This window comes from Burkholderia plantarii (genome assembly GCF_001411805.1).
Classification (GTDB): domain Bacteria; phylum Pseudomonadota; class Gammaproteobacteria; order Burkholderiales; family Burkholderiaceae; genus Burkholderia; species Burkholderia plantarii.
In genome coordinates, this window is sequence record NZ_CP007213.1 from 3,402,982 (window position 1) to 3,415,771 (window position 12,790).

11 protein-coding genes and 2 pseudogenes are annotated in these 12,790 nt (G+C 63.0%); 8 read left to right on the top strand and 5 right to left on the bottom strand.

Translation table 11 applies throughout. The features are described from left to right. Positions 1 to 500: 500 nt before the first annotated feature. Positions 501 to 611, top strand: a pseudogene (locus bpln_RS36425) (transposase); the annotation flags it as partial. 34 nt (positions 612 to 645) lie between these two features. On the opposite strand, the gene bpln_RS31235 reads toward bpln_RS36425, so the two are convergent. The 3 genes and pseudogenes from bpln_RS31235 to bpln_RS36430 form a co-directional block, all read right to left on the bottom strand. Further along, positions 646 to 1,218: a cupin domain-containing protein gene (locus bpln_RS31235; RefSeq protein WP_055140970.1), complete on the bottom strand. Its 573-nt coding sequence runs from the start codon at positions 1,216 to 1,218 to the stop codon at positions 646 to 648. A gap of 318 nt (positions 1,219 to 1,536) precedes the next feature. Continuing rightward, a pseudogene (locus bpln_RS31240) lies at positions 1,537 to 2,273 on the bottom strand (DDE-type integrase/transposase/recombinase); the annotation flags it as partial. Positions 2,274 to 2,397: 124 nt separating this feature from the next. Continuing rightward, positions 2,398 to 2,835, bottom strand: a complete 438-nt coding sequence (locus bpln_RS36430; protein ID WP_148654245.1) for a hypothetical protein — start codon at positions 2,833 to 2,835, stop codon at positions 2,398 to 2,400. A 247-nt stretch (positions 2,836 to 3,082) separates the two neighbouring features. Between bpln_RS36430 and bpln_RS31245 the strand changes: the two genes are divergently transcribed. The 6 genes from bpln_RS31245 to bpln_RS31265 all read left to right on the top strand — a co-directional run bounded on the left by bpln_RS31245 (position 3,083) and on the right by bpln_RS31265 (position 9,149). After that, positions 3,083 to 4,381 carry a tetratricopeptide repeat protein gene (locus tag bpln_RS31245; protein ID WP_208459463.1) on the top strand — a complete coding sequence of 433 codons (1,299 nt, stop codon included), beginning with the start codon at positions 3,083 to 3,085 and terminating at the stop codon, positions 4,379 to 4,381. A 14-nt stretch (positions 4,382 to 4,395) separates the two neighbouring features. Then, positions 4,396 to 6,666 carry a TonB-dependent receptor gene (locus bpln_RS31250; RefSeq protein ID WP_055140972.1) on the top strand — a complete coding sequence of 757 codons (2,271 nt, stop codon included), beginning with the start codon at positions 4,396 to 4,398 and terminating at the stop codon, positions 6,664 to 6,666. Between the two features lie 6 nt (positions 6,667 to 6,672). After that, the gene (locus bpln_RS31255) at positions 6,673 to 7,356 is read left to right on the top strand and encodes a Fe2+-dependent dioxygenase (protein WP_055140973.1); all 684 of its coding nucleotides are present in this window, start codon (positions 6,673 to 6,675) and stop codon (positions 7,354 to 7,356) included. Between the two features lie 281 nt (positions 7,357 to 7,637). Beyond that, positions 7,638 to 7,802 (top strand): hypothetical protein, encoded by a 165-nt coding sequence (locus bpln_RS36925; protein ID WP_158512097.1) that lies wholly within the window; start codon positions 7,638 to 7,640, stop codon positions 7,800 to 7,802. Between the two features lie 246 nt (positions 7,803 to 8,048). Beyond that, entirely contained in the window at positions 8,049 to 8,489 is a 441-nt protein-coding gene (locus tag bpln_RS31260) for a hypothetical protein (RefSeq protein WP_055140974.1), read from the top strand. 63 nt (positions 8,490 to 8,552) lie between these two features. Continuing rightward, positions 8,553 to 9,149 (top strand): histidine phosphatase family protein, encoded by a 597-nt coding sequence (locus bpln_RS31265; protein ID WP_055140975.1) that lies wholly within the window; start codon positions 8,553 to 8,555, stop codon positions 9,147 to 9,149. 92 nt (positions 9,150 to 9,241) lie between these two features. On the opposite strand, the gene bpln_RS31270 is transcribed toward bpln_RS31265, so the two are convergent. Next, positions 9,242 to 9,724 (bottom strand): Lrp/AsnC family transcriptional regulator, encoded by a 483-nt coding sequence (locus bpln_RS31270; RefSeq protein ID WP_042628945.1) that lies wholly within the window; start codon positions 9,722 to 9,724, stop codon positions 9,242 to 9,244. A 176-nt stretch (positions 9,725 to 9,900) separates the two neighbouring features. Between bpln_RS31270 and bpln_RS31275 the strand changes: the two genes are divergently transcribed. After that, positions 9,901 to 11,193, top strand: a complete 1,293-nt coding sequence (locus bpln_RS31275; protein WP_055140976.1) for a cystathionine gamma-synthase family protein — start codon at positions 9,901 to 9,903, stop codon at positions 11,191 to 11,193. A 136-nt stretch (positions 11,194 to 11,329) separates the two neighbouring features. Here bpln_RS31275 and bpln_RS31280 read toward each other — a convergent pair whose 3' ends face one another. Further along, a complete protein-coding gene (locus bpln_RS31280; RefSeq protein ID WP_055140977.1) occupies positions 11,330 to 12,784 on the bottom strand; it encodes an MFS transporter in 1,455 nt (484 codons plus the stop codon). Positions 12,785 to 12,790: the final 6 nt, after the last annotated feature.

Sequence of the window (12,790 nt, forward strand, 5' to 3'; positions counted from 1 at the left end):
TCCTCAGGAGAGACGAAGTACTCGGCCGGCCAGACAGACGCTTCGACAACAGGCATGGCAGGCCACGATGAGTCGCAGCCTACCGGTGCGGCCACACTTCTACATTGCGAAATCTAGTCAACATATTTCGCATTACGGCCATCTCGACAGGAAATCACTCGTTTGGCCTGATTGGATAAGGACTTGGCCAAATTTCGCTACGGAGACATCTCGGTGGATTGGTAAATTGACGACCCCGACAATGCAAAGGAGGCTCGTTTAATACCTGGCACGCCTCATATTGAAGGGCAATGCGCGGTACACCGCCCTCCCTTGCATCGATCCCTTCGCAGGAGTCCAGGCTCGATCGATGCGGTGCGCGAAGGGCTCCCCGCATGTGGCTCACGTGTGGTCCGTACCGCCCGACATACATGGCGCAACGCAACGATTGCCGCAGCCATCGCCATCGCCGCGCCGGACGTGTTGGCTACCGAGGGAAAGCAAGCGCAAGGTGGTTTGCCATGACACGCAAGCGCTTTTCGATCGAACAGATTGTGGCGGCACTGAAGCAGGCGGAGCTGGAGATGCCGGTGGCGGATCTGATCCGTCAGATCGGTATTTCGGAGCAGACGCAAAAGTCGCCGAGTATCCATGCGCGCGCGCCTGTTAAAACAGCCGCGGCGTGCCGACCCATACCAGTACAGCTTCGTCGGCGCGCGTGTTTGTCCAGCTATGCGACACCATCGCTTCGTAATGCGCGCTATCGCCCACGCCGAGCACGAAAGATTTGCCTTCGAGCGTGATCGTCACTTCCCCGCTGAGCACATGCACGAACTCCTCGCCCGCGTGCGTGGTGACTTCGCTCGGTCGCTCGCCCGGCGGCATGCGTACCAGAATCGCTTCGAGCTGGCGGTCGCTCGACGGATTAGACAAGCGCGCGAACAGATCGGTGGAATCGGCGAAGGCGAAATACTGCAGATCCTTACGACGACGCACGCAGCCTTCCTCGATCGGTGTATCGACGAAATAGCTGACGGGCACGCCCAACGCCTTCGCGATGCTCACAAGCGAAGTGAGGGATGGGCTGGCCCGGTCGCGCTCGACTTGCGAGAGAAAGGATTGGGAAAGCTGCGCGGCGGTCGCGATGTCGCCCAGCGTTCGGCCCTGGCGTCGGCGAAGTGAGCGGATCTTGCTGCCGACGGAGACAACGCTCTTTGTTTTGACGGTTTCCGAAGCCATTTTGGGGGCGAGTTGTTGGAATGGGTTACGAGAATCGGGCTTCGCCGACGGGCGCGCAATCGGCAATGACTTGCCGAATGGATATAAATGCCAGAACAATTGACGTGGATTATTTATCGGAGCATTGAAAATTCAAGGCATTCAGATTAAATTTTCCTGCTACAAATCGGCTGGCGCCCCTGTCGACTTGTTCCAATAAATGCGCGCGAAAAGCCGTCGCTTCAGCAAAGGGAGGTGTCGCGACTCAAAATCCGGATAACCAACTGTTGGCAGGTGGGTAATCCCCCACTTTTGACGCGATTCAGAAGCAGAGGCCATGAGCCATTCATCACGTACCGTGCGGTTGAAGCGTTCCACACAGGCGTTCTGCTGCGGCTTGCCCGGCTGGATATCGCGCAATGCGATACCGCTCCGCGAGGCCCGTTGCGTGACCGCCTCACTCAGGTACTCCGGGCTGTTCTCGCAACGTATCGCCAACGGCTTTCCCCGCCGCCCGGTGATCGGCTCCAAGGCTCGCATGACACGGGCAGAGGGTAGCGAGACGTCGATCTCGATGCCCAATGCTTCCCGGTTGAAGTCATCGGTCACGTTGAGAAGCCGAATGCCGCGACCGTCCTTCAACTGGTCGTGCATGAAGTCCATCGACCATACCGCATTCACCGACGCCGGCACGATCAGCGGCTCCGGCGCCTGCCGTGCAAGCCACTTGCGAGGCTTGATGCGCGGGTTCAGTTCCAGTTCTCGGTAAATCCGGTACACGCGCCTATGGTTCCAGCCGAAGCCTTTCACGTTGCGCGGGTCCAGGAAACACAGCCCAAAGCCCCAATTGCGATGATTGTCGATCAGCCGTAGCAGCCAGTCGGCAATCCGTTCGTTCTCCGCATTGCGCTGCCGCTCGTAGCGGTAGCTCGTCTGACTTACACCCAATGCCTCGCATGCGAGGCGGATCGACATGCCCCGGCTCGCTACTGCTTCTCGGGTCATCTCGCGGCGGGTAGATGGCCTCAGTCTTTTTTGCCAGCGCCTGCGCAAACGATCTCCGCCTTGATCGCTTCGACGTACACCCCGCGCGCGCTCCGCTTCCCGTTCCTTCATCGGCGCCATCTTCCCCTGAAGATGTTCGGGTTGATCCCCACACCAACCGCCACCATTGATCACGAATATTAATTATTCGTCAATTCAATCGACATCATCTCCAGTCGATACGCAGAATCCCCAACTACCCCTGATTGCCAGGGCACCGGGAATCGTTACCGCAACGATTGCCACAAAAGCAAGGTAGCCGGTGCCCTCGTGTATGCCGTGATAGAGACCAACAGCGGTATAAATGGCCACCAGCACACCACCCACCAGTCCGCCAAGGGCGGCAGACCACCTGCCCTTGCGCAATGACAGGAGCCCAGGTACGACAAACAGAGCGAAAAAGATGCTGAAGCCCCACATTGCGGCTGCATCGGGAACTTCGACACTGGAAAGGGATGAATGGCGTTCCTCGCGGATCGCATCATTCATGTAGGAAAAAAGATGCACCAGATTGTATGTCAGCAATCCCACGGCCACCAAACTCCATCGAAGGGCGACTTGAAGCTGCCTGTTTTTAGCAGGGATTGAAATCATCGGGAGCCTTCAATAAGCAAACCTAAAGACATTGACGATACCGATTGCGAGCCTGAACGTCATTACACAATCCAGCCGCAATGTTTTTCATTTCAGCCACCGGGGATCGGGGTGCGCAGTCGGTGAAATCTCGCAGCACCAACGGATCGTGATGCCGCCCTTGCGGATGAGGGTGTCGACAGCTCTCCACGTCCTGTCATGACGCCTGGATGCCGCCAACATTCGGCGCGACTGGGAGCATGCCGGCATGGGCAGCGTCGACACATCCATGGCCTGCCGCATACGGAGCATGCACGGCATCTCCTCTCTGGCCGGAATGAATAATGGATTGTCCGCCGGGCGAAATGCGCGTGGTCTGGTTCAGGCCGTACATTACGAACACTTCCAATTGAGAATAATTTTCATTCGTATGATGCTTGAGCTGCACCTGTTCCGGGGAACGATCTGTAAAGTGCGTCGTCGCGCCACCCTTGCGGTTACCCGCCTGCGCGCAAAGCCGGGATGGCAGGCGCGTCCAGCAACGTTGGACAGTGCTGCAGCACCAGCATCACGGCATCCGACGATGGCTTTGGTGATCGAACGCCAAAGGGTCACCGGCGAGAAGCTGCGCCACATGCTGGCGTCCAATCCGGCTCACGCCACACGCTGGATCGAGCGCGCTGCCAGATTGGGACTCGTCCCGGCCCAGATCGTGTGGGGCCAGCTTCTCTTGAAAGGATACCGGGGCGTAAAACCCGATCCATCTGCTGCATTCCAGATGTTCAACGCAGCCAGCACCAGCGGAGACGCCGAGGCGTTGAATATGGTCGGGCGCTGCTATGAACAGGGCTGGGGAGTCGACGTCGATACCCGGCAGGCGATCGCTTTTTTCGAGGCAGCCGCCGCCGGCCACACGTGGGGCAAGGTCAACCTGGCACAGATGCTCATGCGTGCGGGAGACCCCGCCGACAGGCCGCGCTGCTTCGCGCTTTTCAAGGCCGCGGCCGAAAGCGGCACGGACAAGGGAAACATCAAGGCGATGAACTCGCTCGCCCGCTTCCTCGAAGAAGGCTGGGTGGGCCAGCCCGACCCTGCCGGTGCCGTGTACTGGTACGGCAAGGCCGCCAATCTTGGCGATCACTGGGCGCAATTCAACCTCGCCACCATCCTGCTTCGCCACGGGGACGCTCAGGCCGCAGACAAATGGCTGCAACACGCCATTGCCATCAGTGATAACGGCTTTCGTAGACGGATCGCCGCGCTGCTTCTTCCAAGACCAGAACCGATGCTGCGCCAGCGCGGCGTCGATGCGCTTGCTCGCTGCGCGGCCGGGGGCGAACCCGAAGACCTGTATGCGTATGCGCGAGTTCTCGACGAGGGCGTCACCGGTCACCGTGATGCCGACACAGCCGCCGCCTTGTTCAAGATCGCAGCAAGCAAAGGTCACCCACTCGCTGTTACGCACCTGCGCAAAAGCGGCAAAAGGCGGCGGTGGCTTCCAACGGTCCTTCGTGCCAGGGCAGGACAGGAGTGCAACGTGAAATTTTCGAACCAGACGGCAATTTAGAGCAAGGAAACAGCATGAGAACAATTGAAACCCTGAGGCCGGTCATCTCGGGAATCGCGGCATCGACGAGTCTCGCAGGCGGCCTGTTCTTTGTGGCATCACCCGCGGACGCCCAGGAGGCAGGGCAAGCACCACAGCCTGCAGTCGAACCAGAAAAGCCGACTGAGCAGCTACCGACCATCAAGATCGAAGGTCGGGCGACGACCAATGCCCTGCAGAAGGGCACCGGGCTGAATCGTCTTCCCGATGATCTGCAGAGTACCCCCCAGACCGTCACCGTCATACCTCACGTGGTGATCGAGCAGCAGCAGGCGGCAACGGTCGACCAGGTCCTCAAGTACGTACCAGGCGTTACCGTTTCCACGGGTGAAGGTGGCGGTGGGATTACCGGGGACCAGTTCCGAATCCGTGGCTTCGACGCCTCCGGCGACATTTTTGTCGACGGACTGCGCGATTTCGGCTCCTATGTGCGGGATAGCTTCGATATCGAAAACGTCCAGGTACTGAAAGGTTCGTCCTCGGAGAGTTTCGGCAACGGCACCACGGGCGGTGCGATCGAACTCGACACCAAAAAGGCTCATCTCGGTAATGCCGGTTCAGTCGAGGCCACGGGCGGCTCGGGCCCCTATGGCCGAGCAGTCCTGGACGTCAACCGGCAACTCAACGATACGACGGCCGTTCGCGTCGTCGGCATGGGCAGCAGCCAGGACATCGTGGACCGCGACCATGTGTTTTCGAGCCGGGCCGGGGTACTGGCATCCGTCGGCTTCGGTCTCGGTACAAGCCAGACGGTGACCGTCAACTACTTCCACCAAAGCAGTAACCAGCGGCCCGATTTCGGTGTGCCCATGCTGAACGCCCCTTCAGGCATCGGTGAACCCGTGACGGAATATGGCGTTCCTCGCTCGAACTACTTCGGCCGCCAGAGTGACCACGACCGTCAGGATGCCGACGTGGTGTCCGTAATGTACAAGGGAAAATTCGGCGACTGGCTCACCCTCACCAACGATACCCGCTTCGGATACTACACTCGCGACGTCAAGTTCACGCCGACATTCTGCAATTACACGCTCAACGGTTGCGCGGCCGACGTGCTTGCAGGAAACCTCAATGCGCCGTATTACATCTGGGCGGTGGGCGGTACGCGGCAGCGCAGCTACGGTGGCGAAAACCTCACGACGGCCCGTATGCGCTTTGAAACCGCAGGCTTCGAACACGAACTTGTAGCCGGGCTCGACGTCTATTCGCAGCGCGCCAAAACCGCCTTCTATCTGCCTGTCGGGCCGGAGCCCGCCGGCACGCTGCTCAATCCCATTTTCCAGAACTCGCCCGGTTTTTCCGACGTCCTGTCGCCCACCAACCAGACCGCGGCGACGAGCTGGGATTTTGGCCCGTTCATCAGCGATAGGATGTGGCTGACACCCCAGGTATCCATTCTGGGCGGTGTCCGTTGGGATCACTACGACGTCTCCGGCACAACCTCCGGAACGCCGTTCAAAACGACGACGAATTTCGCAAGTCCCAAAGCGGCACTGATCTGGGAGCCGACCGACCATCAGACGTACTACTTCAGCTTTTCGCGCTCCTTCACGCCACCAGGCAACAACATCACATCGCTCAGTTCATCCCTGGGATTGTCGCAGTATGGAACGCTCAGCGGGCTGAAGCCCGAGGGCGATACCACGCTCGAGATTGGTGGCAAATGGAGCGTGCTTGACGACCGTCTTGGCCTGACGGCTGCCCTCTTTCGCACACGCAAGAGCAACGCTTCCTATACCGATCCGACGCTGGGCATCCAGACGACCACGGACGACACGGTTCGTGTGCAGGGCGTCGAACTGGGCGTGACGGGCCAAATTACCCGCGACTGGGACGTACAGGCATCCTATGCGTACATGGACAGCAAGATCCTTCAATCTTCGATCAGCGCGTTCAACCCCACTTCCGCGGCAGGCAATCGCGTACCTTACGTGTCCAAACAGGCTGCATCGTTGTGGACAACGTATGACGTGGCTTCGCTGCTGCACGATCTGCCCGGACATCTTCGTGTAGGCGGCGGCGTCAACTGGCGATCCGACTACTACGTGAATGACGCGATGACATTGCGCATTCCGGCGGCAACCACCATCGATGCCATGGTGTCCTATGACGTCAGCGACTATCACTTTGCACTGAACGTGACCAACCTCACCAATGCGCTGGCCTATAGCTCCGCGTTCGCCAACGGCTATGCCACACCGGTTGCAGGACGAACGGTTACGCTCACTGCCGGCCTCAAGTTCTGAACCCCAATGCTCGTCGAGATCCCGCAACTTCTGTCGCCAACCGAGCTTTCATCTGTCCGTGATTTGATCCGCCCGGCCGCAACCGTCGACGGCAAGGTGACGGCAGGCGAACTTGCCGCCCGCGCCAAACACAACCTTCAGCTTGCCGAAGATTCGGCGGCGGCACGACAGGCAGGGGAAATCATTCTACGAGCGCTCGGTCGCAACGCGATCTTCAACAGCGCTGCCCTGCCGTTGCGCGTATTGCCGCCGCTCTTCAACCGCTACGACGTGGGCATGCGCTTCGATACTCACGTTGATGGTGCCGTGCGCGCGATTCCGGGTGTTGGAATCAGGATGCGCGCCGACCTTTCCTCGACGTTGTTTATAAGTTCTCCGGATGAATACGACGGCGGAGAACTGGTGATCGAGGACAGTTATGGTTCACATACGGTCAAACTGCCTGCGGGCCACATGGTCCTGTATCCCGCAGGCAGTCTGCACCGGGTGAACCCGGTCACCCGCGGGGTACGGTGGGCATCGTTCTTCTGGACCCAGTCCATGATCAAGGATGACGGAATGCGCAGCCTGCTCCATGACCTCGACCTTGGGATCATGGATTTGCGCACGTCCCTGGGCAGCGATACCAAAGGGATAGTGTCCCTCACCAGCGTCTACCACAACCTGCTTCGCCGGTGGGCCGAACTTTAGATAACGGGAAGAGATGTCGGGCACATCCGGTGTGTGCTCGCGCCAGCAGGCAGTGCGTCGGATACCTCGACATCTTGCCAGCCCGGCAGACTCCTTCACGGTGAATGCCGGCACCGCATTTTTCCGGTTGCTTGCGATCCCTTATCGATGAGACGCCGGGACACGGCCGACGGGTTCGAACTCGGCGATGGTGGCAGCGTGGAGGCCTCGCCGAGAGTCCGGGGGCCGGGAGTGACGCCATCGGCGATTTCCGGCTGGCCTCGACGGTCTGGAGACGACACGTGGCAACCAGCATCGTGCTGCCGTCGTGGCAGGCGACACGTGACCCGGCGATTTACGCCGTTGGCGCCCGGTTGCCGCTCACGCCAGGCGGGCAGGCGCAGCATCCGATCCTTCATTTTTCAACTGCGGCTCTGCGTGGGCATGGCGGATCAATTGTGCGCTGATTCGAACGACGCTGCGCCGTCCGACGGCATCGAGCAAGGCGGCCTCGGGTGCGAAGCACCGCGCCTCGCCATGGATGAGTTCACTGAAGTCAAATACCTCTGCCGGGACGAGTTCGCGGTCGTCTGGGCACCGCGCCGAATTTCGAAGCGTGCGACGTCCCCCCCGTTTTCAGTAGCATCCGGGCCGAGTTCGATTTTCCACGTCCGGACGATCACGAAGAACTACGTCGAATCCTGGCGTGCCCGGTGGTGTTCGATGCGCCGTCCACCTCGCTGTCGATTTTCAGGCAGCATCCCGACCTCGAACTCCCGTCTCACCGCGAGATCGCGTTCGACATCGCTCGTGGCGAGTACGCACGCCAGGAACACACCACAGCGGAGTGGCAGCCGGATCAGGGTGTCACGAGGGCGCTCCAGACGCTCCATCGTCTCGACGGCCGGCTCGACGCCCACGGTCTCGCGGCCGGGTCGAACATGCCGCTCGGATCGACGCAGCGGGAATTCGGCAGGGCCGGCCTGGGCTTTCGATCGTTGCTCGATCAGGTACGCCTTGCCCGTGCGCTCGATCCCTTGCCGCAAGCCGGGAAATACGGAGCCGCGCGGCTGACGCAAATGTTCGGCTACTCGATGAAATTCACGTTCGAGCGCGCAAAGGACAGATGGACGGCGAAAACGCGGGGGAAATGAAACGGTGGCCCAGCCGCGCAGCCGGATACAGCTGAACACGCGCGCGCGCTTTACAATCCCCCCATGCCCCTCATCCTCCACCTGATCGCCCACGCCGCCACCGCCGAACTGCGCGCCGGCACGTTCCCCGCCGACGAAGCGCTCGACGCGCGCGGCCTCGCCGACGCCACCCGCGCCGCCGCGCACTGGCGCTGGCCGCGCAACGCCGTCGCGCTGACCTCGCCCGCCCTGCGCGCGCGGCAGACGGCCGAGGCGCTCGGCCTGCACGCAACGGCGATCGAGCCCGCGCTCGCCGATCTCGACGCCGGTCGCTGGCGCGGCCAGCGAATCGTCGCGATCGCGCAGGACGCCCCCGAACAGCTGGAAACCTGGATCAACGACCCCGCCGCGGCACCGCATGGCGGCGAATCGTTCGTGGACGTGTTGCAGCGCGTGGGCGCATGGCTCGATGCGCTGCCGCCGGACGGGGCCGGGACCGTCGCCGTCACGCATGCGGCGGTGCTGCGCGCCGCGCTCGCGCATGCGCTCGGCACGGCGCCCGAGGCGATGCTGCGGATCGACATCGCACCGCTCACGCGCATCGTGCTGACGCGTTCGCCGCACGGCTGGACGCTGCGCCTGGACGACGCCCTCGCCCCTCCGACCTCGCAACCGGGCTGAACGACGAGGCAAGGCAAAGCGCCCACGGCACCAAACCCGCCTCCGTCATGGCATCAGCTTCGCAGCAACGGCAGAAACGACAACGCGCCACCCTACCGCAGCGCCAGCTTGCTCGACGATTTCAATTCGCGCATCGACACCGTGCTCAGCATCTCCTTCACGCCCGGCAGCGTGCGCAGGCGGTCCAACACGAATTCGGAGTAGGTATCGAAATCCTCGACGAGGATCTGCAGCAGGTAGTCGTGCGCGCCGGTGGTGTTGTGGCAGGCCACCACCTCGGGCATCGCCATCACGCCGGCCTCGAAGGCGCGGCACACTTTCTGCGTGTGATTGTCGAGCGAGATGCTGACGAACGCGACGACGTTGAAGCCGAGCATGTGCCGGTCGAGTTCGGCCCGGTAGCCGCGGATGATGCCGCTCGATTCGAGCCGCCGCAGGCGCTTCCAGCATGGCGAGGGAGACAGGGAAACCTGCTCGGCCAGCTCGGCGTTGCTGAGCCTGCCGTTGTCCTGCACGATCTGCAGGATCTTCATATCGGTCGCGTCGATCTCGACGCGACGACTGGCTTTCTTCATCGACGGGCCTGGCGGGAAAGATCGTTCCAAATTATAGGATTTGCGGGAACGAAAAGGAACGAATATTCTGGCCGGGCAACTCTACACTGACTGGCAATGCCGCCGTCGCACGAGGCCGCCGCGCAGCCGCGCGCCCTCCGCCGGCGCTCCCATCATTCAAGGTCGAGGAGAGAAACATGGCGTATTCCAACTATCACAAGAAGGACCTGAACGGTCGCCCGCTGCATCCCGAAACGCAGATGATGTCCTACGGCTACGACCCGTTCCTCTCCGAGGGCGCGGTCAAGCCGCCGGTGTTCCTCACCTCCACCTTCGCGTTCAAGTCGGCCGAGGACGGCGCCGAGTTCTTCGACATCGTCTCGGGTCGCAAGCCGCTGCCCGAGGGCGAGGCGGCCGGCCTCGTCTACAGCCGCTTCAATCACCCGAACCTGGAAATCGTCGAGGACCGGCTCGCGCTGCTCGACGGCTCGGAAGCGGCCGTCGTCACCTCGAGCGGGATGTCGGCGATCTCCACGGTGTTCCTCGCGTTCCTGCGGCCCGGCGACCAGCTCGTGCAGTCGGTGCCGCTCTACGGCGGCACCGAGACGCTGATCTCGAAGATCTTCCCCGACTGGGGGATCGGCTCGCACGCGATCCAGAACGGCCTCGCGCCGGCCTCGATCCGCGACGCGCTCGAGGCGGCCGCGCAAAAAGGCCCGGTGCGTCTCGTCTACGTCGAGACGCCGGCGAACCCCACCAATTCGCTGATCGATCTCGAAGGCATGGTCGCCGAGATCGACGCGTTCGAGCAGCGCCACGGCTATCGTCCGATCTCGGTCTGCGACAACACGCTGCTCGGCCCGATCTTCCAGAAGCCGGCCGCGCACGGCGTCGATCTGTCGATCTATTCGCTGACGAAGTACGTGGGCGGCCACAGCGATCTCGTGGCGGGCGGCGTGACGGGCAGGCGCGCGCTGATGATGAAGGTGCGCTCGATCCGCAGCGCGTTCGGCTCGCAGCTCGATCCGCATTCGTCGTGGATGCTGCTGCGCTCGATGGAAACGGTGGTGCTGCGCATGACGCAGGCCACGCGCACGGCGAGCCAGGTGGCGCGCTGGCTCGCCGGCAATCCGCACCAGGAGGTGCAGGTGTTCCATCCGGAATACCTCACCGACGACGCCTATCAGGACGTCTACCGCCGCCATTGCACGGGAGCCGGCTCGACCTTCGCGTTCGTGCTGAACGGCGGGCGCGCGCAGGCGTTCCGCTTCATCAACGCGCTGCACTTGTTCAAGTCGGCGGTCAGCCTCGGCGGCTCGGAATCGCTGATCTGCCATCCGGCCTCGACCACGCACTCGGGCGTGTCGGCCGCGCAGCGCGAGCGGGACGGCGTGTCCGAGGGGCTGATCCGCATCTCGATCGGCCTCGAACACGGCGACGACCTGATCGCCGATCTCGACCACGCGTTCCAGGCGTGCGCGAAGGGCTGAAACCGGCGCGGCGCCCACCACCCTCATCGACAAAAAAAGCACGGCGCGAGATATCGCGTCGTGCCGTCAAGCCCGCCATCGGGCAGCACACGCTCATCGATACGGGGCACGCCGCGTCACGGCCGCCCCGCCTGCCTCACCGCATCGCGGCCGGGCGCGGCGTCCAGCCGGCGGCGTCGGCCAGGCCGGTGTCGGCGCTGCCGGCCTCGAGCGAGACGTTGCGCGTCTCGCGGCCGTTCAGCAGCCAGAGCAGCGCGGCGAGCGGCCCCGGCAGCGCGAGCAGCAGCAGTCCGATCAGCGCGGCCGAGGGCGTGCCGGTGGCGGCGTACACGTTGGTCAGCATCAGCGGCGCGACCATCGCACCGACCCGGCCCACCGCCACCGAGACGCCGAGGCCGGTGGCGCGAATCCGCGTGGGCAGCACCTCCGACGACACCACGTAGCCCGAGATGTAGGCCCAGGTCACGCCGAACTGGATCAGGCAGTAGCCGGCCACCATGCCGGGCAGCGTGTGCATCAGGTAGATCAGCACGATCGCGGCCACCGTGAACGTGTAGCTGACGAAAAGCGAGGCGCGCCGCCCCCAGGCCTCGACCAGCACCGAGGCGGTCAGGCCGCCGGCCAGCGCGGCCGCGTTGCCGTACACGTAGTAGAGCGGCATGTCGCCGGCCGGCACCTTCATGTACGGCAGGATCACGAGCGCCATCAGCGACAGCACGCCGTACACCACGGCCGCCTGCGAGAAGTTCAGCGCGCTGGCCAGGCCGCAGCGCAGCCGGTATGCGCCGAACAGCTCGCGCACGTTGCGCCAGAACGCCGGCCGCCGCGGCGTGTAGGCCACCGGCTCGTGGCGCTGGCGCGCCTGCGCGCGATCGGCCTCGCTCAGGCGCGGCGACTCGGCGCTGGCCACGATCAGCGCGACGATTGCCTCGGCCTCGGCCACGCGCCCCTGCTGCAGCAGCCAGCGCGGCGATTCCGGGATCACGCGGCGAATCCAGAAGAACAGCAGCGCCATCGTGGTGCCGAGGCCGAAGCCGACGCGCCAGGCCACGTCGCCGGGCAGGTTGTTGAGCACGAAGTACGAGATCGCGGCCGACAGCAGCGCGCCCACCGGGAAGCCCGACAGGATCAGCGAATCGGTCTTGCCGCGATGGCGGCGCGGGATGAACTCGCCCATCGTCGCGGTGACGGCCGAGTATTCGCCGCCCACCGCGAGCGCGGTCATGGCGCGGAAGAACAGGAACGACTCGAAGTTCCAGGAGACGATCGTCAGCACGCTGAAGCAGGCGTACCAGAGCAGCGTGGCGAGGAACAGCCGCTTGCGGCCGAACCGGTCGGCCAGGTAGCCGAACGCGATCGCGCCCACCAGCATCCCGAACACCCAGATCGTCACGGCGAGCGAACCCTGCGCGGAGCCGAGGTGCCACTGGGTCTTCAGCACGCCGAACACGCTGCCGATGATGTTGGTCTCGAACGAATCGAGCGCCCAGCCGACGCCGAGCGCGGCGACCAGCAAGGTGTGGAACGGGGTCCACGGCATGTTGTCGAGACGCGACAGCGCGTCGGTCCTGACGGTAACGGGCGTAGTCATGAAGTT